This is a genomic window from Citreimonas salinaria (assembly GCF_900107235.1).
Classification (GTDB): Bacteria; Pseudomonadota; Alphaproteobacteria; order Rhodobacterales; family Rhodobacteraceae; genus Citreimonas; species Citreimonas salinaria.
In genome coordinates this window covers 27683-49075 of the sequence record NZ_FNPF01000017.1, presented here as the reverse complement: position 1 = coordinate 49075, position 21393 = coordinate 27683, and the positions used below count along the sequence as shown (strand labels likewise).

Here is a 21393-nt window from a genome sequence, read left to right as displayed (position 1 = left end):
TGTTCTGGATAGCGCCGGGATAGTTAACCCTCGGTAAACCGATTACGGAAATATCGCCTTCAACTCCGACATAGTCACATTGATCGGCAAGAAGCCAACGGGCGGCTCAGCTGCCCGAGCCGCCCACCGTCAATCCGCCGATCATCACCGTGGGCTGGCCGACGCCCACCGGCACCCATTGGCCGGACTTGCCGCAATTGCCCATGCCGGGATCCAGCGCCATGTCGCTGCCCAGCGCGCGGATCTGGTTCAGCGCGGTGGCGCCGTCGCCGATCAGCGTCGCGCCCTTTACCGGCGCGCCGACCTTACCGTTTTTTACGCGGTAGGCCTCGGTGCAGGAGAACACGAACTTGCCGTTGGTGATGTCGACCTGGCCGCCGCCGAAGCCGACGGCCCAGATACCGTCCTTCAGGTCAGCGACGATGTCGGCCGGATCGGCATCGCCACCCAGCATGTAGGTGTTCGTCATGCGCGGCATCGGGATGTGGGCAAAGCTTTCGCGCCGGCCGTTGCCGGTGGGCTCGACCCCCATCAGGCGCGCGTTCTGGCGGTCCTGCATGTAGCCGACCAGCTTGCCGTCGTCTATCAGCACGTTCTTCCCGCTGGGCGTGCCCTCGTCATCGATGGTGATGCTGCCGCGCCGATCCGGGATCGTACCGTCGTCCAGAACGGTGACACCCTTGGCGGCGACCTGCTGACCCATCAGACCCGCAAAGGCCGAGCTGCCCTTGCGATTGAAATCGCCCTCGAGGCCGTGCCCGATGGCCTCGTGCAGCAGGATGCCGGGCCAGCCGGGGCCCAGCACGATGTCCATGACACCCGCCGGCGCGGGCTCGGCGCGCAGGTTCACCAGCGCGATGCGCAACGCCTCCCGCGCCTTGGCCTGCCAGTCCGCAGGCTCCAGCAGACCGTCGAGCGTGACGCGCCCGCCGCCGCCGGCGGTTCCGGCCTCGCGGCGGCCGTTCTCCTCGACGATGACCGAAACGTTGACGCGGGTCATCGGGCGCACGTCGGTCACCAGCCCCCCCTCGGGGCGCAGGATCGACACCTCCTGAAGCGAGGCCGCCACGTTCGCCGTCACCTGCACGACACGCGGATCGAGGTCGCGCGCGAAAGCATCGATCTCGCGCAGGGTGTCGAGCTTCACCGGGAAGGCAGCGCCTTCGATCGGGTCCGCGTCGGTGTAAAGCGTGCGGTTGGTGCCCGGCGGCGGCGGCGCCATCACCCCGCCGCCATCGCCCACGGCCAGCCGCGCGGTATCGACCGCGCGCTTCAGCGCCGCCTCGCTGATCTCGGTCGCATGCGCATATCCCGCCACCTCTCCGCGCACGGCGCGAAGGCCGAATCCCTCGGCGGCGTCGTAGCTTGCGGTCTTGACGCGGCCGTCGTCGAAGACCAGCACCTCGGACCGGCGGCGCTCCAGAAACAACTCGCCATCCTCGGCCCCCGCCAGCGCCTCGCGCAGCAGCGCGGCGGACCGGTCGCGGTCCAGATGTGTCTCGAACGGGCGGAACGGTGCGTCAGCCATGCGGGCCTCATCGGAAAAGGTGTTGGAAAAAAGCGGCGGTTTGCCGCAAGGATCGTGCTTTATCCCTTGGGAAGAATATGGTTCATAGCGCCGGATACGCAATGGCCGGCCCCAAGCCCGTCGTGCGGCCGCCCGATGCGGGCACCGACGAACAACCGATCAAGGTGAGACATGCGAACCAAGACGATGCTGACCGCCCTTGCAGGGCTCATCGCCGGAGCCCCGGCTTTCGCACAGGACCTGCCCATCATCGGCACTCCGGTGCAGGGCGGCCTCAACTTCCAGCCCGCCGCGACCGAGCTTGCGCGCGACATGCAATGGCTGGACGGCCTGCTGGTGATCATCATCTCGGTCATCACGCTTCTGGTCACGGGTCTGCTGGCATTCGCCATCGTCCGCTACAACCGCCGCTCGAACCCGACGCCCAGCCGCTTCACGCACAACTCGCCGCTTGAGATCGCGTGGACCCTGGGCCCGATCATGGTTCTGGTGTTCATCGGCGCGTTCTCGCTTCCGGTGCTCTTCAAGCAGCAGGAGATCCCCGAGGGCGACGTCGTCATCAAGGTGACGGGCTACCAGTGGTACTGGGGCTACGAATACGTGGGCGAGGATCTGAGCTACGAAAGCTTCATGATCGGCTCTCCGGCGACCGGCGGCGACAACCGTCTCACCCCCGCCGTGGTCGAGCAGCTTCAGGAAGCGGGCTATTCCGAGGACGAGTTCCTGCTCGCGACCGATACCGCCGTCGTCGTCCCGTCGGGAGCCACCATCGTGATGCAGGTGACCGGTGCCGACGTGATTCATTCCTGGACCGTTCCGGCCTTCGGCGTGAAGCAGGACGGCATCCCCGGACGCCTGGCCGAGCTGTGGTTCGAGGTCGACGAGGGCAACGAGGGCGTCTATTTCGGCCAGTGCTCGGAGCTGTGCGGCATCGCGCATGCCTACATGCCCATCACGGTCAAGGTGGTCACCCCGGCCGAGTACGATGCATGGCTCGCCGCGTCGAAGGAAGAAGGCTATTATACCGACGTCCGCGCGGTTCTGACCAACTGAGGCCACGGGCGGGTTCGCCCGCCCCGCCAACGGCGCCGCAAGCCGCGCGCGTCACGCCGAAGGAGCATGCCCTGCCGGAAATCGGCACGACAGGCCCGAAGGCACCGCACGAGAGGACCGCATGAGCGATACCAGCTTCGACAGCCGCACCTACGAGACCGACGCCCAGTTCGGCGACTACTACGCGCTTCTGAAGCCGCGGGTGATGACGCTCGTCGTCTTCACGGCGCTGGTGGGCCTGCTGGCCGCGCCGGTGGCGGTGCATCCTTTCGTCGCGTTTTGCGCAGTGCTGTTCATCGCCGTGGGCGGCGGCGCGTCGGGCGCGCTGAACATGTGGTACGATTCCGACATCGACGCGCTGATGCGCCGCACCGCGAAACGCCCGATCCCCGCCGGGCGCGTCGCCCGTGAAGAGGCGCTTGGCCTCGGCCTCGCGCTGTCGGGCTTCGCCGTGGTGTTCCTGGGGCTGGCGACCAATTGGCTGGCCGCGGCGCTGCTGGCCTTCACGATCTTCTTCTACGTGGTGGTCTACACCATGTGGCTCAAGCGCTCGACGCCGCAGAACATCGTCATCGGCGGGGCCGCCGGCGCCTTCCCCCCGATGATCGGCTGGGCCGCCGCGACCGGCAGCATCGGCATCGAGGCGGTGCTGATGTTCGCGCTGACCTTCATGTGGACGCCACCGCATTTCTGGGCGCTGGCGCTGTTCGTCCGGCAGGACTATGACAACGCGACCGTGCCCATGCTGACCGTCACGCACGGCCGCCGCGTCACCCGCGTGCACATCCTTGTCTACACCGCGCTTCTGGCCGCGCTGGCGGTGGGCACCGGGTTCACCGCGATCGGCGGGCCCGTCTACCTCGCGGTGGCTCTGGTGCTGAACGCGCTGTTCCTCAGGGGCGCTGTGCAGATCTGGCGCCGCGACGAGGTTGCCGCCGAAGGTGACAACTTCGCCGTCGAGAAGAAATTCTTCAAACTGTCGCTGCTGTATCTATTCGCGCATTTCGGCGCGATCCTTGTGGAAGCGGCCGCCGGCCGTCTCGGAGCGTGGTGAACCTATGAGCCTGAGCAAACAGCACGAGCTTCACCGCCGCCGCAGGGGCCGCAATATTGGCGTCGGCCTGTCGCTGGCCGCGCTGATCGTGATCGTTCTGGGCCTGACCGTGGTCAAGGTGACGCGCGGCGGGCTGGAACTGCAACCAGCCACGGAGTCGTCGGATGGCATTTGACGGGAAGAGGAAGACACTGGCGACGACGGTCGGCGTCGTCGTGTTCATGGGCGCCATGGCCTGGGCCTCGGTGCCGCTTTACGACTGGTTCTGCCGTGTGACCGGATACGGCGGCGCGACCGGCGTGGCCGAGGCGACCGATGGCCGCATCCTCGACCAGACGATCAAGGTGCGCTTCGACGCCTCGCTGGAAAAGGGCATGCCGTGGGAGTTCAAGCCCGTCCAGCAGGAGATGACCCTGCGCATCGGCGAAGAGGGCATGGCCTTCTACGAGGCCTACAATCCCACCGACCGCGTGGTCGCGGGATCGGCCAGCTACAATGTCGCGCCCTTCGGCGCGGGCGGATACTTCTCCAAGATCGACTGCTTCTGCTTCGAGGAACAGGTGTTGCAGCCCGGCGAGCGGGTGCAGATGCCGGTGGTCTTCTTCGTCGACCCCGACATCGTGGACGACTTGGACGCGAACCGGTCGAAACACATCACCCTGTCCTACACCTTCTACGAGATCGACCTGCCCGAGGACATGCAGGCCGCACTTGCAACCGGCGATGCCGGATCAACAACGAACTGATGGCGAACGAGGGACCCGATGGCTCACGCTAAAAACCACGACTACCACATCCTGAACCCCTCAGTCTGGCCGTTCCTGACGTCCGTGGGCACGTTCGTCATGCTGTTCGGCGCCGTGCTCTGGATGAAGGGCTACGCGCCGTGGATGTTCCTGATCGGGTTCGTCGGCGTGCTCTACTGCGCCTTCGGCTGGTGGTCGGACGTGATCGCCGAAAGCCAGGTCGGCGATCATACCCCGGTGGTGCAGATCGGCCTGAAATACGGCTTCATCCTGTTCATCATGTCCGAGGTGATGTTCTTCTTCGCCTGGTTCTGGAGCTTCTTCAAGCACGCGCTCTACCCGATGGACCCCACCGGGATGAGCCCGGCGGTCGACGGCGTCTGGCCGCCCGCGGGGATCGAGACCTTCGACCCTTGGCACCTGCCGCTGATCAACACGCTGATCCTGCTGTGCTCGGGCGCGGCGGCCACCTGGGCGCACCATGCCCTTGTGCACGAGAACAACCGCCAGGACATGAAGTGGGGCCTGATCATCGCCATCGTACTGGGTGTGATCTTCACCTTCTTTCAGGCCTACGAGTACTCGCACGCGGCTTTTGGTTTCTCGGGCAACATCTACGGCGCGAACTTCTTCATGGCGACCGGCTTCCACGGGGCGCACGTCATCATCGGGACGATCTTCCTGTTCGTCTGCCTGATGCGCCTGATGCGTGGGCACTTCACGCCGGACAAGCACGTGGGCTTCGAGGCGGCGGCCTGGTACTGGCACTTCGTCGACGTCGTGTGGCTGTTCCTGTTCGCGGCCGTCTACGTCTGGGGCGGCTGAACGGCCAAACCGACACGACCTGCAGGCGCCCGCCCCTCCGGCGGGCGCTTCGCGTTCCGAACGCCCGCGGCCACGGCCGGCTCGGGCACAACGCGCCAGAGTGAAGCCGAGGGGGATTGCACCCGCCCCGCGCTTCGATAAACCCGGCAGAGCCTTGGAGACACCCTTGACCCGCTACGTCGCTCCCCTGCTGATCGGCCTCGTCGGCGCCGCGATCCTCGTCGCGCTGGGGCTTTGGCAGGTCCAGCGGCTGGCGTGGAAAGAGGGGATCATCGCCGACATCGAAAGCATGATCGCCGCCGATCCGCAGCCCCTGCCCCGCGTCGTCGACCCCGCCACGCAGCGCTACCAGCCCGTGGCGCTGCAGGGCGAGATCGGCGAGGGCGCGCTCTACGTCCTCGTCTCGGTCAAGCGGCAGGGCGCGGGCTGGCGCGTCATCTCTCCGTTCACCACCGAAGACGGGCGGCGCGTGCTGCTGGATCGCGGGTTCGTGCCGGCGGCGGAGAAGGACACGCCGTTGCGCGCGGGACCGGCCGCGGTGCTGGGCAACCTGCACTGGCCCGACGACCGCAACAGCGCGACGCCCGAGAACGCGCCGCAGGACAACACCTGGTACGCGCGTGACATCGGACCGATGGCCGAGGCGCTGCAGACGGAACCGCTGCTGGTCGTCGCGAGCGACGTCGACCCGGCAGATGCGCGTGTCCGGCCGCTGCCGGTGGACAGCGCCGGCATCCCCAACGATCACCTGCAATACGCGATCACGTGGTTCTCGCTCGCCGCGGTGTGGATCGCGATGACACTCGCCTGGATCCGGACGCAGGCCAAAGGCAAGGACTGACACGATGCGCTATATCTCGACCCGCGGCCAAGCGCCGTCCCTGAGTTTTGAGGAGGCGATGCTGTCCGGCCTCGCCCGCGACGGCGGCCTTTATGTTCCGGAGGCGATCCCGCAGATGTCCCCCGAAGACATCCGCGCGCTTCAGGGGCTGAGCTACGAGGAAACGGCGTTTCGCGTGATGCGCCCCTTCGTCGGCGACACGTTCGACGACGCAACCTTCCGCGATCTGATCGACCGCGCCTACGCAGATTTCGGCCACAACGCCCGTGCGCCACTGAAGCAGCTGGCGCCGAACCATTTCCTGCTGGAGCTGTTCCACGGGCCGACGCTGGCCTTCAAGGACTTCGCGATGCAACTGATCGGCCAGATGTTCGAGCATGTGCTGACCCGCAACGGCAACCGCGTCACCATCGTGGGCGCGACCAGCGGCGACACCGGCTCGGCCGCAATCGAGGCGTTCCGGGGGCTTGAGGCGGTGGACGTCTTCATCCTGTATCCGCACGGCCTCGTGTCCGAGGTGCAGCGCCGCCAAATGACGACCCCGGCCGAGGCGAACGTGCACGCGTTGGCCATCGACGGCCATTTCGACGACGCCCAAGCACGGCTGAAGGACATGTTCAACGACTTCGACTTCCGCGACAGGGTGCGGCTGGCGGGCGTGAACTCGATCAACTGGGCGCGGGTGCTGGCACAGGTGGTGTACTACTTCACCGCCGCCGCCAGCCTCGGTGCGCCCGACCGCAAGGTCAGCTTCACCGTCCCCACGGGCAATTTCGGCGACATCTTCGCCGGCTACGTGGCCAAGCGCATGGGCCTGCCCATCGACCGTCTGGTGGTCGCGACGAACCAGAACGACATCCTGCACCGCTGCCTGACCTCGGGCGACTACACGAAGGGCGAGGTCGTGCCCTCGATCAGCCCGTCGATGGACATCCAGGTCAGCTCCAACTTCGAGCGCGCGCTGTTCTACGCCTACGGGCAGGACGGCGCCGCGGTCGCGCAACTGATGGACGAGCTGAAGGCCGGCGGCTTCTCGGTCAGCCAGGGCGCGCTTCAGGCACTGCGCGAGGATTTCGCCTCGGGCCGCGTGTCCGAGGAAGAGACCAGCGCGATGATCCGCCAGGCCCACGCGACGATGGGCGAACTGCTGTGCCCGCACTCGGCGATCGGCGTGAAGGTAGCAGAGGACAAGCGCGACCCCGCCGTGCCGATGGTCACGCTGGCCACCGCGCACCCGGCGAAGTTCCCCGACGCGGTCGAGGCCGCCAGCCAGATCCGCCCGCCCCTTCCAAAGCGCATGGAGGACCTGTATGACCGGCCGGAACGGCTGACCCGTGTCGCCAATGATCTCAAGGCCCTGGAAACCCTGATCGAGGAGCGTATCGCCCCGTGACCGTCCAACTCGCCACCCTGTCCAACGGCGTCCGCGTCGTGACCGAACACATGCCGCACCTCGCCTCGGCTGCCCTGGGGGTCTGGGTGTCGGCTGGCGGCCGGCACGAACGCCCCGAGCAGAACGGCATCGCACATTTCCTCGAGCACATGGCCTTCAAGGGCACCGAGACGCGCAGCGCGCTTGGCATCGCCGAGGCGATCGAGGACGTGGGCGGCTACATCAACGCCTATACCTCGCGCGAGACGACGGCCTATTACGCCCGCGTACTGGGGCAGGACACGGAACTGGCGCTGGACGTGATCGGCGACATCCTGATGAACCCCGTCTTCGAGAACCGCGAGATCGAGACCGAGCGCGGCGTGATCCTGCAGGAGATCGGCCAGGCCGCCGACACGCCAGACGACATCATCTTCGACTGGCTGCAGGAGCAGTGCTACCCCGACCAGGCGATCGGACGCACCATCCTGGGCGAGGCCGAGCGCGTGCGCGGCTTCTCGCGCGACGACCTGCTCCGCTTCGTCGACGAACGTTACGGGCCGGGCCAGTTGATCATTTCGGCCGCCGGCGCGGTGGATCACGACGCGATCGTGAAACAGGCCGAGGCGCTGTTCGGCCACATGACGCCGCGCCCCTCGGGCAACCCGGACGCGGCGCGGTTTCACGGCGGCGAGATCCGCAACGACAAGCCGCTGGAGCAGGCGCACATGGCGCTGGCTTTCGAGGCGCCCGGCTATCGCGATCCCGCCTTCTACACCGCGCAGGTCTACACGATCGCGCTGGGGGGCGGCATGTCCTCGCGGCTGTTCCAGGAGATCCGCGAGAAGCGGGGCCTGTGCTACACGATCTTCGCGCAAAGCGGCGCGTACTCCGACACCGGCACGACGACGATCTACGCCGGCACGTCGGGCGGCGAGATCGGCGAGCTGATGGGCCTGACCATCGACGAGATGAAGCGCGCCGCCGACGACATGACCGACGCCGAGATCGAGCGCGCCCGCGCCCAGATGAAGGCCGGCCTGCTGATGGGACTGGAAAGCCCCTCGTCGCGGGCCGAGCGGATGGCGCGGATGATCCAGATCTGGGGCGAAGTGCCGGACATCGAGCGCACCGTGGCGAAGATTGAGGCCGTGGACGGCGCCGACGTGCGCGCCTTCGCGCAGGCGCAGGCGGTGCAGGCCGAACCGGCGCTTGCGCTGTACGGGCCGGTGACGGGTGCGCCCGACCTCGACGCACTGAAGGCCCGACGGGCCGCCTGATGCTGATCCTGCGGCGCAAGCTGACGCTCGAGACCGAGCGGCTGACCCTGCGCCCGCCCGTGCATTCCGATTTCACTCCGTGGTCGCGCCTGCGGCAGAACAGCCGCGATTTCCTGACCCCGTGGGAGCCCGCCTGGGCCGAGGATCACCTGACCCGGCGGGCCTTCACGAACCGTGTCTACTGGGCATCGCGGTCGATCGGCGCAGGAACCGCGCTGCCGTTGTTCCTGGTGCGCCGCGATACCGACGAGATCGTCGGCGCGATCACCCTGGACAACATCCGCCGCGGCCCCGCGCAAGCTGGCACGCTGGGCTACTGGGTCGGCGCGCCGTTCGCGCGCATGGGTTTCATGTCCGAGGCGATTGCCGCGATGGTCCACCACGCCTTCGGCCGCATGGACCTGTCGCGGCTCGAAGCAGCCTGCCTGCCCGAGAACGTCGCCTCGCGCGGGCTGCTTGAGCGGTCGGGGTTCAAGTACGAAGGCGTGGCGCAAAGCTACCTACAGATCGACGGGCGCTGGCGGACGCATGTTCTTTACGCAGCGCTTCGGTCGGATCGGCGCGGGCGCACCGAAACCGGATAGGCGCCCGCTGCCTGCGAAACGGGCATCTCAGACTTTTGGCGGCGCGCTTGCGCAACCGTGATTATGGCGCGAGGCCATTCCGATCTACCGTAGGGTCAAGCCTCAACACGGAGCTGCCGATGATCCGTCTCGCCCTCGCCCTGATCCTCGCCTTGGCCACCAGTGCCGCCGCCCAGACGCGCCAGCCAAGCCATTGCATCGCCGTGGCGGATGCCGCGCCGCGGCTGGAATACCTGCAGCACTCCAGCTGGTCGGCGCCGGTCGAGGAGCACTCGGTCCGCATCCACTACATCACGCATGCCTCTTTCCTGATCCGCACGCCCGGCGGGCTGAACGCGGTCACGGACTATTCGGGCTTCATTGGCGATACTGCGATGGTGCCGGACGTGGTGACGATGAACCACGCGCATTCCACGCACTGGACGACCGCTCCCGACAATCGCATCCCGCATATCCTGCCCGGCTGGGGCGAAACCCACGGCGCCGGGGTGGATCACTACCTGGACCTCGACGAGATGCTGGTGCGCAACGTGTCGACCGACATCCGCTCGGCCTTCGGCGGGCGCGAGGATGAAGGAAACTCTATCTTCGTGTTCGAGGTCGCGGGGCTGTGCGTCGGCCACCTGGGTCACCTGCACCACGAGCCGACCGATGCGCAATACGCCGCACTGGGCCGGCTGGACGTGCTGATGGTGCCGGTCGATGGCGGCTATACGCTGCCGCTGGACACGGTGATCCGCGTGGTCGACCGCCTGCGCAGTTCGGTGGTGATCCCGATGCACTGGTTCTCGGACCGTGCGCTCGACCGGTTCCTGGCCGACGTCTCGGACACCTTCGCCGTGGAGCGACGCGACGGGCCGTCAATGGACGTCTCGCTGCGGACCCTGCCTTCGCGGCCGACGGTGGTGGTGCTGCGCCCCGAATGGCTGCGCGGCGACTGACCTTTCGGTTCGCCCCGTAATGCGGCTAAGTCTGGCGCATGACGCATCATCCGCTCTTACCCGCCGACGACGCCTTTGCCGAACGCCTGCGCGCGCGCCTGCCCGACGGCACGCTGGAACCTGCCCGACCCGGCCAGCTCGAAGAGCCGCGTGGCCGGTGGCGCGGCGTGGCGCAGTGGTCGGCGCGGCCCCGCACCGTGGACGAGGTCGCGACGATCCTGCGCGCCTGCACAAAGGCGCGCGTGCCGGTCATTCCCTATGGCGGCGGCACCGGCTTGGTGGGCGGCCAGATCGCGTCCGATGGTCCGGCGCCCCTGCTGCTGTCCACCGAGCGTATGGCGGCGATCCGCGCGGTCCGCCCGGAAGAAAACACCGCCATCGTCGAAGCCGGCGCTATCCTGGCTGATATTCAGGCGGCGGCGCGCGGCGTGGACCGGCTGTTTCCGCTGTCGCTGGCCTCGGAAGGCTCGGCGCGGATCGGAGGCTTGCTGTCCACCAATGCCGGCGGAGTGAACGTCCTGCGTTACGGTAACGCCCGCGATCTCGTTCTCGGGCTCCAGGCGGTGCTCCCCGACGGCAGCGTCTGGCACGGGCTGAAGCGCCTGCGCAAGGACAACACTGGCTATGACCTGCGCCACCTTCTGCTGGGCGCCGAGGGAACGCTGGGCGTCATTACCGCCGCCGTGCTGAAGCTGTCCGCGCGCCCCGCCTCGACCGGCACCGCGCTGCTGATCGTTCCCGACCCCAAGGCGGCGCTTGCGCTACTGGCACTGGCGCGCGACCAGGTGGGCGAAGGCATCAGCGCCTTCGAGATCATGCACCGAATGGGCTTAGATTTCCTGCGCGAAACGCTGCCCGAGGTACGACAGCCTTGGAGCGAGCCGCCGGAATGGTGCGTTCTGATCGAGCTGGGGCTGGGGCGCGGACTGAACCCGGTCGAGGCGCTCGAGACACTTTTCGTCGAAGCGACCGAGGCCGGATTGACGAATGACGGGCTCATTGCGCAGTCCGAAGCGCAGTCGGCCGAGTTCTGGGCGCTGCGCGAACGCATCCCGGAGGCCAACCGCCAAGTGGGCGCGATTTCCAGCCACGACATAGCTGTCCCGCTTGGCGCGATCCCGGACTTCATCGAGCAGGCGGGGCCGGCGCTTGCCGCTCTGGGCCGGTTCCGCATCAACTGCTTCGGCCATCTGGGCGACGGAAATCTGCACTACAACGTCTTTCCCATGCCAGGCGAGACGCGCTCCGACCACGAGGACAGGCGCGACGCGATCAAGACCTGCGTCCACGATCTCGTGCATTCATTCGATGGCTCGGTCAGTGCGGAACACGGTATCGGCCGGTTGAAGGTGTCGGACCTGGAGAAATACGGCGACCCGACCAAGCTGGCGGCGATGCGCGCGATCAAGGCCGCGCTGGACCCCGCGGGGATTATGAATCCCGGCGCGGTTCTCCGCGCCTAGGGCCGCACGAACACGCAACCGTCCGAGATCAGCTCGGGCGGGGTCAGGCACAGCGCCCGCGCGGTGCGGAACGCCTCGAGCACCTTGGGCACGTAGTCGCGCGTCTCGGCGTAGGGCGGGACGCCGTCGTTGTCGGCGATCGAGTTTTCGCCGGCGTTGTAGCCGGCGAGCACCAGGATCGGGTCGCCGTCGAACATGCTTACCAGCAAGTTCAGGAAGGCCACGCCTCCCGCCACGTTCTGATCGGCGTCGAATGGATCCGAGACACCGAAGCGCGCCGCGGTCGCGGGCATCAGCTGCATCAGCCCTTGGGCGCCCGCCCGGCTGACCGCATCGGCACGACCCCCGGACTCCACCGCCATCACGGCGAGAGCCAGCGCCGGCGAGACCCGCGTGCCGACCGTCGCGCGCATCACGCGGGCACCATGTTCCTTCGCCATCGCACGCAGCGTCTCGAGTCGCGGGGCAGCGACCCCGCCACCGCGCGGCGCGGCCTTGGTCAGTGCGGCCAAGGCGGGCTCGAGCCGACCCGGCCCGCTGTCAGCCAGCCGGGGCGACACGGCTTCCCAGAACCAGGCATGCTGCGAGGCCGGCGAAGCACCGGGCGGCGCCGCGATCGCGCGCGTGACGGGTACTGACGGCGTCGGGCGCGGCGGGATCGCGGGCTCGGCACGCGGCGCGATCTGGACGGTGATCCGCTTGCGGACGTCGGGCGCCGGCGGCGTGACTCGCCGCGCGGAAAAATCTCCCGGCGCCTGCTCGGCCTGGGTGCTGGGTGACGAGCCCAGCAGAGCGCATGTCAGCGCCAGGGTGAATCGCGATATCATGCCACTCCGAGCCCCGTGGGATTTGCAGGCATGCTCGCACAGGGCACGAACTTTCTCCAGAAGGTAACCGCAATCGAAATGTGACGCAGGCGGAAAGGCCGCTGCCCTTCTTTACGGCGGAGAAATTTACGGCGGAGAAATTGGCCGAAGCTTGGGGGATTGGTGAAAAAGGACACGTCGCGTGAATGCGGCTGCCTCCGAGAAACACCGAATTGAGCCAATTCCAGCCACACTCTTGCCCCAAACCAACGTCTATATGACCCAATACCGCAGCAGGACAGGGCAAGGTGAGAGAGGCCCGGGACGGACTGGCGCGGTCAGAGAGAGCGAACGCAACGGAGAGACACCATGTTCAACTTCATCAAGAATTTCCGCAAAGACGAAAACGGTGCAGTCACCGTGGACTGGGTCGTGCTGACCGCAGCAATCGTCGCCCTGGCCGTCGTCGCATTCGACACGATCGGCACGAGTGCAACCAACATGATCAACAACGCCGCTGGCGAGGTCGACGCGTACGATCCGAACGACGGCGCGTAGACTCCGACCCAGCCGGAATTTCGGCCAGGTCGGAGCTCGCCTCCGGCCTGGCCTTTTCATCCGACCCTCCAGGAAGGCGTGACATGACGGTGCGGAACAACAGATTTGCACACGCCGAAGACGGCGCAGTCACAGTCGACTGGGTCGTTCTGTGCGCAGCCCTCGTGGCCTTCGTGATCGCCGTGATGAGCCTGATGGGCTCCAGCTCGATGAGTGCCGTGAATGCTTCGGCAACGTCGATGCAGAACATGCCCACTTACGGACAGTGACGTTCCGGGACGTTCCGGGCGACGGCGTCCGGGATGACCAGTTGCGCCGACCGAGCGCGCACCCGACAGATCCTGCCTGGATCCGGACCGCCCTTGATGGAGGCAAGACATGCGACTTGTATTCGGACTCGTTCTGATCGCAGGCCTAGCCATGGCCGGCTTCGCCGTGAAGATGGCGATGGACTACGTCGGCACCTATGAGGCCGCGCTTGCCGCCGAGCGTCAGAAGACCAACGAAAGCATCGCCACCACCCAGATCTACATCGCCAAGCGCCCGCTCGCGTACGGCGAGGCAGTGACCGCCGATGATGTTGTCCTAGTGCACTACCCCACCGCAATCCTGCCCGAAGGTCATTTCGACGAGGCTCGCCCCGTGGCGGCCGACGGCGCGCCTCCGCGCGTGGTATTGCGTGCGATCGAGCGGAACGAACCGCTGCTGGCGGTCAAGCTCAGCGAGCCGGGCGGCGACGCCGGTCTGGTCTCGCGCCTGAACCCGGGCGAGCGCGCATTCGCCATCAAGGTCGACGTGGCATCGGGCGTGTCCGGTTTCCTGCGCCCCGGCGACCTAGTCGATATCTACTGGACCGGCCGACCGCAGGCGCGCGACGGCGGCATGCCGGAAGGCGAGGTCACCCGCCTAATCGAAAGCACCGTGCGCCTGATCGCCATCGACCAGATGGCCAATACTGAAACCCGCGAGGTCGCGATCGCGCGCACCGTCACGGTCGCAGCCACGCCGCTGCAGGTTGCCGCGCTTGCACAGGCCCAGTCGACGGGCCGGATGTCGCTTTCGCTGGTCGGCCTCGACGACGCTACGGCCGAAACCGGCCCGATCGAGTTCAACGAACGCGACCTGCTCGGAATCGTCGAGGAGACCCAGACCGCACTGGCCCCGGTCCCGCGACAGCCGCTCGAGCAGCAATGCTCGATCCGGACGCGCCGCGGCGGTGACGTCATCGATACCCCCATCCCGTGCACCAACTGACCCACGCGCCGCGCGCGGGATTGGACTCTGTGTTGCGGGTTCTCCACAACGACCCCGCGGCGGAAACGGTTGATCGTTGTAATAATTCTTCAACCCGCCCATAGTTTTCGTCGAAGCGGGCGCAGACCTGCACGCGAGGCGTGATCGAAAGGCGGGCCAGATGACAATCGGCAGGTTAATCGCGGCGGCCCTGATGGGGATCACCGCAGGGGTGGCGCTGCCGCCCCCATCGGCGCAGGCCGACACATTGCGCATCGTCCGCAGCGGCACGGACAGCGTGCTGTCGGTGCCGATGAACCGAGCCGTCGTGGTCGAGAGCGACATTCCCTTCGCAGAGCTTTCTATCGCCAACCCTGCTATCGCAGACATTTCGTCCCTGTCTGACCGATCCATTTACGTGTTGGGCAAAAGCCCCGGCACGACGACGCTGACGATCCTGGACGGCCAAGGGCAGCTGATCACCAACGTCGACGTTCGCGTCGCCGCCGACGTGGCCGAGTTCAAGGAGCGCCTGGGACAGATCCTGCCCGGCGAGACGATCGAGGTCCGTACCGCGAATGACGGAATCGTGTTGTCGGGCGTCGTATCCTCGACGCTGAAGATGGAGCGCGCGCTGGAACTGGCGCAGCGCTACGCCCCGGAGCGGGTTTCGAACCTGATGTCGGTGGGCGGTGTTCAGCAGGTCATGCTCAAGGTCCGGTTCGCGGAGATGCAGCGCTCGGTCGCCAAGAGCCTCCGCGCCTCGATCGCCGCAAATGGCACGGCCTTGGGCGGTACGCTTGACCTGGGCACCGGAAATGCCGCCGGATCGCTCGCCACGCCCACTCCTTCTGGCGGCGATATAGAGGGCGGCGTGCTGTTCGGCTTCGACGCAGGGGGACTCGAAGTCGGCATCCTGCTCGAGGCGCTGGAATCCAAGGGCGTCGTGCGCACTCTGGCCGAGCCGAACCTGACGGCCCTGTCGGGACAGGAAGCCAAGTTCCTGGCCGGCGGCGAATATCCCGTTCCCGTGGCGCAGACGGACGATACGACGACGGTCGAGTTCAAGCCGTTCGGCGTGGAGCTGAACTTTATACCGCGCGTGGTCGACGGCGACCTGATCAACCTCGAACTCAAGGCCGCGGTCTCGTCGATCGACACGAACAACGGCATCGACATCGGCGACATTCGCATCGACGGGTTCCGTCGGCGCGAAACCTCGACCACGGTCGAGATGCGCGACGGCGAAAGCTTCGCGATCGCGGGCTTGCTGCAGGACGATTTCCGTGATGTCAGCGGGCAGGTCCCTTGGCTGGGCGACATCCCCATCCTTGGCGCGCTGTTCCGAAGCGCCGACTATGCGCGCGAGCAGTCCGAACTGGTGATCATCGTCACGCCGCACCTGGTGACGCCCACCCGCGGAGAAGCGCTGGCCCTGCCCACAGACCGCGTCGTCCCGCCGACCGAACGGGACCTGTTCCTGTATGGCCGCGTGTCCGGCGGCTCGTCCGCTCCGACGCGTGGCGCTGCCGGAGAGGTCGCGCGTCAGGACTTCAGCGGCTCCTACGGCTATGTAATGGACTGACCGATGCTCACCGCGCCCAAGACCCGCACCTTTGCCGCGCTTGCCGCCCTGATCGCCGTCGCAGCCTGCGGCACCGGCGGACCTGAGCAGGGTTCGTTCAACCGTGGAGCGGGGGCGCAACTGGACGGCGGGCAGTTCGGTAACGCGACGATGGCGAACCACCTGGCCATGACAAGGGCGGAACGGTATACCTACGACATGGCACGCCGGTTCGCCGACGAGGTCGTAACGGTGGTGAACTTCGCCTTCAACAGTGCCCAACTCAGCGATCAGGCCCGGCAGACATTGCGAGAGCAGGCGCGGTTCATCCGCCAGTTCCCCGAGGTCACGTTCCGCGTCTACGGCCACACCGATCTGGTCGGTTCGGAGGATTACAATTACCGGCTGGGCCTGCGGCGGGCGCAGGCCGTCGTGGCCTACCTGGCCGCGCAAGGCATCAGCACCTCCCGGCTCGAAGCGCTCGTCTCCTACGGCGAGGAGCAGCCACTGATCGTGACCGAGGGCCGCGAGCGCCGCAACCGACGCACGGTGACCGAGGTTTCGGGGTTCGTAGCCGATCACCCCCGGGTGTTGAACGGCCAATACGCCGAGGTGATCTGGCGCGGATATGTTGCCTCCGCTGTACCGCCAACAACGCTGACGGGTTCGCCATCCGCCGCGCCGGCCGCAGAGTGATTTTCCCCGCAGCGTGAACATTTTCCCAGAATCGGGGTAATTCAGCCCCATTCCTGCCCGGATTGCCGCCCACATTGGCCCCACGGACCAAGGCGCCTGATCTCGAATCGGCGCCGCGATCCGGCCCGTGGCGGTCTTCGTACATCCGATATCCGCCCGCCGCCCGGACCGCACGAGTGCAAGGAACGCGAGGCAAAATGACGGGAACACCCTCCCAGCTGGACGCGGCGCCGATTGTCGCCTGCACGATCAGCCGAGATGTGCAGACCTTCGACCTGCTGATCGAGGACATGGAGTCGCTGCTTGGAGAGGCTTGGGGCGACCTCGGCTTCGACGACGCACCGGCGTTCCTGGATCAACCCGAGGCGGCCAAGCTTCAGTTCGTTGCCGTTGCCATAGACGCACAGGACGAAGCCGACCTGGCCCGGCTGGGCAGCATCATCGCACAGGCCCGGGCGCGCGGCGTCAGGGTCGTGCTGATCGCCGAGGATGTGACGCCTGCGTCGCTGCACCAGTTGCTACGCCAGGGTGCCGATGAGTTCGTGCCCTACCCTCTGCCCGAAGGCGAACTTGCTGCCGCCGTCGACCGATTGGCCCAGGCACCTGCCCTCGGCGCGGCGCACGGCGGCAAGAGCGTCGCGCTGTCGGGCGGCGGCGACGGTGTGCTAATTGCGGTGCAGGGATTGGCCGGCGGCAACGGCGCGACCACCATGGCGGTCAACCTGGCCAACGAGCTTTCGCTCACCGAGAGCGCGGGCAAGCCCCCCCGTGTCTGCCTTCTGGATCTGGGCCTGCAATTCGGTTCGGTTGCGACCTACCTGGACCTGGACCGCCGAGAGGCGGTGCTCGAGGTCCTGTCGGACGTCCAGTCGATGGACGGCGAAAGCTTCGGCCAGGCACTCGAAACCGTCGAAGGGTCGTTCCAGGTGCTGACCGCGCCGCCGGACATCCTGCCACTCGACATGCTCTCGCCGGACGACGTGAAGAAACTTCTGGACATGGCGCGCGAGCATTTCGACTTCGTCGTCGTCGATATGCCCTCGACCATCGTTCAGTGGACCGAGACCGTGCTCACGGAATCGCAGGTCTTCTTCGCGCTCGTCCAGCTCGACATGCGCTCGGCCCAGAACACGCTGCGATTGAAGCGGGCATTGCAGGCCGAGGATCTGCCCTTCGAGAAGCTGCGCTTCGTCCTCAACCGCGCGCCGAAATTCACCGACCTGCAAGGCCGGTCGCGCGTCAAGCGCATGGCCGAAAGTCTCGGCATCGCGATGGATCTGAGGCTACCAGACGGCGGATACGCTGTCGCGCAGGCATGCGACCACGGCTCCCCGCTGGCGCAGGCCGCTCCGAAGAACCCGCTGCGCAAGGAAATTGCCAAGCTTGCGCAGGATCTGCACGCCATCGGCGCCACCGAAGCCGAAGCAGCCTGAGGAGGGGACTGACGATGTTCTCGCGCTACCGCAAGACACAGGTCACGGGCGCCGCGCCCGTTTCCGACCCCCCGACCCCGTCCCCCGCCGCGTCGGCAGAGGCGTTGGCCGTCGCGCCGTCGCGGCCCTCGGCCACGCGAAAGCCCACACCGCCGGCCGCCCAGGCGAACCCGCAGGACAAGGAGAAGAAGCGCAAGGAACGGCTTGGAGATATCAAGCTGGAGCTTCACCGCGCGTTGCTGGACAATCTCAACCTGGCCGCGCTCGACCAAGCCAGCGAGGCCGAGCTGCGCGAGGAAATCACCGCGATCGCCTCGGAGGCGCTGCAGGAAAAGGGCATCATCCTCAACCGCGACGAACGCCGCGCGCTGAACAACGACCTCTACGACGAGGTAAAGGGGCTCGGGCCGCTCGAGACGCTGCTGAAGGATGAATCCGTCTCCGACATTCTGGTGAACGGGCCGCGTCAGGTCTTCGTCGAACGCGATGGCAAGCTTTCGCTGTCCGACGTGACCTTCAAGGACGAAAAGCACCTGATGCGGATCATCGACAAGATCGTGTCGGCCGTGGGCCGGCGGGTCGATGAATCCAATCCTTATGTCGACGCGCGCCTGTCGGACGGCTCGCGCTTCAACGCAATGGTCCCGCCCATCGCCATCGATGGGAGCCTGGTGTCCATCCGGAAGTTCAAGAAGGACAAGCTGGGCATCGACGACCTGGTGCGTTTCGGCGCCTTCACCGAAGAGATGGCCGTTTACCTGCAAGCCGCGGTGGCCACGCGGCTCAACATCATCGTTTCGGGCGGTACCGGTTCGGGCAAGACCACCACGTTGAACGCGCTGTCCTCGTTCATCGACGACAGCGAACGCATCCTGACAATCGAGGACACCGCGGAACTTCAACTGCAGCAGACCCACGTGGGCCGGATGGAAAGCCGCCCGCCGAACGTCGAAGGCAAGGGCGCCGTCACGCCTCGCGATTGCCTGAAGAACGCCCTGCGGATGCGCCCCGACCGCATCATCGTCGGCGAAACCCGCGGCGAGGAAGTCATCGACATGCTGCAGGCTATGAACACCGGTCACGACGGATCGATGACCACGATCCACGCCAACAGCGCGCGCGACGGCGTGGCCCGGCTCGAGAACATGATCGCCATGTCCGGGATCGAGATGCCGTTGAAGGCCATGCGCAGCCAGATCGCGTCGGCCGTGAACCTGATCGTGCAGGTGAGCCGCCTGCAGGACGGTTCGCGCCGGATGACCTCGATCACCGAGGTGACGGGGATGGAAGGCGACGTGATCTCGATGCAGGAGATGTTTCGCTTCCAGCGCGTCGGGTTGACGCCCGACAACAAGATCCTGGGCCACTACACGGCGACGGGCGTGCGCTCGTCCTTCTCGGAACGCTTCCGCATGTGGGGCTACGACCTGCCACCGTCGATCTACGAACCCTTCCGCGGCGAATGAGGACCCTCTACGATGTCTGAAGCCATCATCTACGGCATGATCTTCCTGGGCGTCCTCGCCTTGGTCGAGGGCGCCTACCTCGTCGCCTTCGGCAAGTCGATCAGCCTGAACAACAAGGTGAACCGCCGGCTGGAGATGCTGGAAAAGGGCACCGGCCGCGAGGAGGTGCTGGCCAAGCTTCGCAAGGAGATGGACCAGCACATGGGGTCGCGCGGGCTGCCGCTCTACACCCTGCTGGCCGAAAAGGCGCAGAAGGCCAACATCGCGTTCACGCCGCAGCAGCTTCTGATGCTGATGGCGGCGCTGGCGCTGTTCTCGTTCGCGGCACTGAGCGCCGGCACCGAGGCAAGCAGCGCGGTGCGCCTGCTGATGTCGGCGGCGATGGGCGTGGGCGGCGTCTACATGTGGGTCAACTACAAGGCCAAGAAGCGCATCTCGATGATCGAGGAACAGCTGCCCGACGCGGTCGAGTTGATGGTGCGCAGCCTGCGCGTCGGCCATCCGTTCAGCAGCGCCATCTCCATCGTGTCGAAGGAAATCAAGGACCCGCTGGCCACCGAGTTCGGCGTCATCGCCGACGAGGCGACCTATGGCCGGGACATGGGCGAGGCCCTCAAGCACATGGCCGAGCGACTGGACATCCAGGACCTGCGCTTCCTGGCGGTGGCCGTGGCGATCCAGCAGCAAGCCGGCGGCAACCTCGCCGAGATCCTGGACGGCCTGGCCAAGGTCATCCGCGCACGCTTTCGCCTGTTCCGGCGCGTCAAGGCCATCACCGCCGAGGCACAATGGTCAGGCAAGTTCCTGTCCGGCTTTCCTCTTGGGGCGCTGGCCTTCATCCAGATCTCGAAGCCCGACTTCTATGACGAGGTTCTCGACCACCCGTATTTCATTCCCGCCTGCTTCGTCGTCGCCATCATGCTGGTGCTGAACATCTTCGTGATGCGCGCGCTGGTGAACATCAAGGTCTGATCCCATGCTCGACACGCTGAACACGATGCTGGTGGACGCGCTCGGCCCCGCCGGTCCGCTGATCGCGGTCGCCGGGCTGGCCGCACTGATGCTGCTTCTGGCCGTACCGATGGTGATGAACGCCAAGCCGGACCCGCTGGACAAGCTGAAGGAAACCGGTCGCAAGCGGCTGGAGGCGGAGACGCGTGCCGTGCTGCGCGAGAAGCGGCGCAACGAGAAGCTGAACAAGTACGCGCAGTTTCTGGAGCCGCAGGACGCCAAGGAGCTGTCGGCGATCCGCACACGCCTGCTTCAGGCCGGGTATCGCAGCAAGGACTCGGTCCAGGTTTACTACTTCGCGCAGGTGGTGCTGGGACTCGGCCTGCTGGCTCTTGGCACGGCCTACTACTTTGGGGCGGTGGACAGCCCGGACGCGTCGATCAAGCAGAAGCTGATCTACATCATCGGCCCCGGCGCAGTCGGCTACATGGCACCCAAGTACTGGGTCACGCGGCGCGTCGCCGAACGCCAGGACGAGATCCAGCGCGGCTTTCCCGATGCGCTCGACATGATGCTGGTCTGCGTCGAGGCCGGCCAATCTATGGACCAGTCCATCGTTCGCGTCGCCGCTGAAATGCGCGCCTCGTACCCCGCGCTGGCCGACGAATTCCAGATCATCGCGAACGAGATGAAGGCCGGCAAGGACAAGGCCGCGGTGCTGTCGGACATGTCCGACCGTTGCGGCGTGCAGGACATCTCGAGCTTCGTCACGGTGCTGAACCAAGCGGCGACCTTCGGCACGTCGATCGCCGACGCGCTCCGGGTCTACGCCGGCGAGATGCGTGACAAAAGGGTCATGCGGGCCGAAGAAGCGGCCAACAAGCTGCCGACAAAGATGACTCTGGTGACTATGATGCTGACGGTGCCGCCACTGCTGATCATCCTGGTCGGACCATCGGCGGTCGGCATCGCCAACATGGGCAACATCGGACAGTAGAT

General features: G+C 66.4%; 22 protein-coding genes. 20 read left to right on the top strand and 2 right to left on the bottom strand.

The genetic code is table 11. The annotated features are described in order from the left end of the window. Positions 1 to 106 precede the first annotated feature (106 nt). On the bottom strand, positions 107 to 1528 hold the full coding sequence (tldD, locus tag BLW27_RS16930) for a metalloprotease TldD (protein ID WP_089885109.1): 1422 nt from the start codon (positions 1526 to 1528) through the stop codon (positions 107 to 109). A gap of 171 nt (positions 1529 to 1699) precedes the next feature. Between tldD and coxB the strand changes: the two genes are divergently transcribed. The 11 genes from coxB to BLW27_RS16875 all read left to right on the top strand — a co-directional run bounded on the left by coxB (position 1700) and on the right by BLW27_RS16875 (position 11687). Beyond that, entirely contained in the window at positions 1700 to 2581 is an 882-nt protein-coding gene (coxB, locus tag BLW27_RS16925; protein ID WP_089885107.1) for a cytochrome c oxidase subunit II, read from the top strand. 121 nt (positions 2582 to 2702) lie between these two features. Further along, positions 2703 to 3635, top strand: a complete 933-nt coding sequence (gene cyoE / locus BLW27_RS16920) for a heme o synthase (RefSeq protein WP_089885105.1) — start codon at positions 2703 to 2705, stop codon at positions 3633 to 3635. A 4-nt stretch (positions 3636 to 3639) separates the two neighbouring features. Next, positions 3640 to 3810: a cytochrome C oxidase assembly protein gene (locus BLW27_RS16915; RefSeq protein ID WP_089885103.1), complete on the top strand. Its 171-nt coding sequence runs from the start codon at positions 3640 to 3642 to the stop codon at positions 3808 to 3810. Beyond that, positions 3800 to 4381, top strand: coding sequence for a cytochrome c oxidase assembly protein (locus BLW27_RS16910; RefSeq protein WP_089885101.1), 582 nt, complete (start codon positions 3800 to 3802; stop codon positions 4379 to 4381). The genes BLW27_RS16915 and BLW27_RS16910 overlap by 11 nt, the downstream gene beginning before the upstream one ends. Before the next feature lie 18 nt (positions 4382 to 4399). Then, on the top strand, positions 4400 to 5206 hold the full coding sequence (locus BLW27_RS16905; RefSeq protein WP_089885099.1) for a cytochrome c oxidase subunit 3: 807 nt from the start codon (positions 4400 to 4402) through the stop codon (positions 5204 to 5206). 166 nt (positions 5207 to 5372) lie between these two features. After that, positions 5373 to 6047 carry an SURF1 family protein gene (locus BLW27_RS16900; RefSeq protein WP_089885098.1) on the top strand — a complete coding sequence of 225 codons (675 nt, stop codon included), beginning with the start codon at positions 5373 to 5375 and terminating at the stop codon, positions 6045 to 6047. Positions 6048 to 6051: 4 nt separating this feature from the next. Then, positions 6052 to 7440 (top strand): threonine synthase, encoded by a 1389-nt coding sequence (thrC, locus tag BLW27_RS16895; RefSeq protein ID WP_089885096.1) that lies wholly within the window; start codon positions 6052 to 6054, stop codon positions 7438 to 7440. Then, on the top strand, positions 7437 to 8699 hold the full coding sequence (locus tag BLW27_RS16890) for a M16 family metallopeptidase (RefSeq protein WP_089885095.1): 1263 nt from the start codon (positions 7437 to 7439) through the stop codon (positions 8697 to 8699). The genes thrC and BLW27_RS16890 overlap by 4 nt, the downstream gene beginning before the upstream one ends. Further along, a complete protein-coding gene (locus BLW27_RS16885) occupies positions 8699 to 9283 on the top strand; it encodes a GNAT family N-acetyltransferase (RefSeq protein ID WP_089885093.1) in 585 nt (194 codons plus the stop codon). The genes BLW27_RS16890 and BLW27_RS16885 overlap by 1 nt, the downstream gene beginning before the upstream one ends. Positions 9284 to 9402: 119 nt before the next feature. Further along, positions 9403 to 10224, top strand: coding sequence for an MBL fold metallo-hydrolase (locus BLW27_RS16880; RefSeq protein WP_089885092.1), 822 nt, complete (start codon positions 9403 to 9405; stop codon positions 10222 to 10224). 38 nt (positions 10225 to 10262) lie between these two features. Further along, positions 10263 to 11687, top strand: a complete 1425-nt coding sequence (locus tag BLW27_RS16875; protein ID WP_089885090.1) for an FAD-binding oxidoreductase — start codon at positions 10263 to 10265, stop codon at positions 11685 to 11687. Here the strand turns inward: BLW27_RS16875 and BLW27_RS16870 are convergent. Continuing rightward, positions 11684 to 12514, bottom strand: coding sequence for a lytic transglycosylase domain-containing protein (locus BLW27_RS16870; protein ID WP_089885087.1), 831 nt, complete (start codon positions 12512 to 12514; stop codon positions 11684 to 11686). The two genes, BLW27_RS16875 and BLW27_RS16870, sit on opposite strands and share 4 nt — an antisense overlap. A 348-nt stretch (positions 12515 to 12862) precedes the next feature. Here BLW27_RS16870 and BLW27_RS16865 point away from each other — a divergent pair, with 348 nt between their 5' ends. The 9 genes from BLW27_RS16865 (at position 12863) to BLW27_RS16825 (ending at position 21391) form a co-directional block, all read left to right on the top strand. Next, positions 12863 to 13051, top strand: a complete 189-nt coding sequence (locus BLW27_RS16865) for a hypothetical protein (RefSeq protein ID WP_089885085.1) — start codon at positions 12863 to 12865, stop codon at positions 13049 to 13051. An 83-nt stretch (positions 13052 to 13134) separates the two neighbouring features. Further along, entirely contained in the window at positions 13135 to 13320 is a 186-nt protein-coding gene (locus BLW27_RS16860; protein WP_089885083.1) for a hypothetical protein, read from the top strand. 109 nt (positions 13321 to 13429) lie between these two features. After that, positions 13430 to 14305 carry a Flp pilus assembly protein CpaB gene (cpaB, locus tag BLW27_RS16855; protein ID WP_089885081.1) on the top strand — a complete coding sequence of 292 codons (876 nt, stop codon included), beginning with the start codon at positions 13430 to 13432 and terminating at the stop codon, positions 14303 to 14305. Between the two features lie 160 nt (positions 14306 to 14465). Further along, positions 14466 to 15869: a type II and III secretion system protein family protein gene (locus BLW27_RS16850; protein ID WP_089885079.1), complete on the top strand. Its 1404-nt coding sequence runs from the start codon at positions 14466 to 14468 to the stop codon at positions 15867 to 15869. Between the two features lie 3 nt (positions 15870 to 15872). Next, positions 15873 to 16544: an OmpA family protein gene (locus BLW27_RS16845; RefSeq protein WP_089885077.1), complete on the top strand. Its 672-nt coding sequence runs from the start codon at positions 15873 to 15875 to the stop codon at positions 16542 to 16544. Between the two features lie 197 nt (positions 16545 to 16741). Beyond that, positions 16742 to 17977, top strand: a complete 1236-nt coding sequence (locus BLW27_RS16840; RefSeq protein ID WP_089885076.1) for a CpaE/TadZ family protein — start codon at positions 16742 to 16744, stop codon at positions 17975 to 17977. Between the two features lie 14 nt (positions 17978 to 17991). Beyond that, entirely contained in the window at positions 17992 to 19443 is a 1452-nt protein-coding gene (locus BLW27_RS16835; protein ID WP_089885074.1) for a TadA family conjugal transfer-associated ATPase, read from the top strand. 12 nt (positions 19444 to 19455) lie between these two features. Then, a complete protein-coding gene (locus BLW27_RS16830) occupies positions 19456 to 20415 on the top strand; it encodes a type II secretion system F family protein (RefSeq protein ID WP_089885072.1) in 960 nt (319 codons plus the stop codon). A gap of 4 nt (positions 20416 to 20419) precedes the next feature. After that, on the top strand, positions 20420 to 21391 hold the full coding sequence (locus tag BLW27_RS16825) for a type II secretion system F family protein (RefSeq protein ID WP_089885071.1): 972 nt from the start codon (positions 20420 to 20422) through the stop codon (positions 21389 to 21391). The last annotated feature ends 2 nt before the right edge of the window (positions 21392 to 21393 follow it).

Coding starts and splice junctions, on each gene's coding strand:
- tldD (WP_089885109.1), bottom strand. CDS start 1,528: ATGGCTGACGCACCGTTCCGCCCGTTCGAGACACATCTGGACCGCGAC.
- coxB (WP_089885107.1), top strand. CDS start 1,700: ATGCGAACCAAGACGATGCTGACCGCCCTTGCAGGGCTCATCGCCGGA.
- cyoE (WP_089885105.1), top strand. CDS start 2,703: ATGAGCGATACCAGCTTCGACAGCCGCACCTACGAGACCGACGCCCAG.
- BLW27_RS16915 (WP_089885103.1), top strand. CDS start 3,640: ATGAGCCTGAGCAAACAGCACGAGCTTCACCGCCGCCGCAGGGGCCGC.
- BLW27_RS16910 (WP_089885101.1), top strand. CDS start 3,800: ATGGCATTTGACGGGAAGAGGAAGACACTGGCGACGACGGTCGGCGTC.
- BLW27_RS16905 (WP_089885099.1), top strand. CDS start 4,400: ATGGCTCACGCTAAAAACCACGACTACCACATCCTGAACCCCTCAGTC.
- thrC (WP_089885096.1), top strand. CDS start 6,052: ATGCGCTATATCTCGACCCGCGGCCAAGCGCCGTCCCTGAGTTTTGAG.
- BLW27_RS16885 (WP_089885093.1), top strand. CDS start 8,699: ATGCTGATCCTGCGGCGCAAGCTGACGCTCGAGACCGAGCGGCTGACC.
- BLW27_RS16880 (WP_089885092.1), top strand. CDS start 9,403: ATGATCCGTCTCGCCCTCGCCCTGATCCTCGCCTTGGCCACCAGTGCC.
- BLW27_RS16875 (WP_089885090.1), top strand. CDS start 10,263: ATGACGCATCATCCGCTCTTACCCGCCGACGACGCCTTTGCCGAACGC.
- BLW27_RS16870 (WP_089885087.1), bottom strand. CDS start 12,514: ATGATATCGCGATTCACCCTGGCGCTGACATGCGCTCTGCTGGGCTCG.
- BLW27_RS16865 (WP_089885085.1), top strand. CDS start 12,863: ATGTTCAACTTCATCAAGAATTTCCGCAAAGACGAAAACGGTGCAGTC.
- BLW27_RS16860 (WP_089885083.1), top strand. CDS start 13,135: ATGACGGTGCGGAACAACAGATTTGCACACGCCGAAGACGGCGCAGTC.
- cpaB (WP_089885081.1), top strand. CDS start 13,430: ATGCGACTTGTATTCGGACTCGTTCTGATCGCAGGCCTAGCCATGGCC.
- BLW27_RS16850 (WP_089885079.1), top strand. CDS start 14,466: ATGACAATCGGCAGGTTAATCGCGGCGGCCCTGATGGGGATCACCGCA.
- BLW27_RS16845 (WP_089885077.1), top strand. CDS start 15,873: ATGCTCACCGCGCCCAAGACCCGCACCTTTGCCGCGCTTGCCGCCCTG.
- BLW27_RS16840 (WP_089885076.1), top strand. CDS start 16,742: ATGACGGGAACACCCTCCCAGCTGGACGCGGCGCCGATTGTCGCCTGC.
- BLW27_RS16835 (WP_089885074.1), top strand. CDS start 17,992: ATGTTCTCGCGCTACCGCAAGACACAGGTCACGGGCGCCGCGCCCGTT.
- BLW27_RS16830 (WP_089885072.1), top strand. CDS start 19,456: ATGTCTGAAGCCATCATCTACGGCATGATCTTCCTGGGCGTCCTCGCC.
- BLW27_RS16825 (WP_089885071.1), top strand. CDS start 20,420: ATGCTCGACACGCTGAACACGATGCTGGTGGACGCGCTCGGCCCCGCC.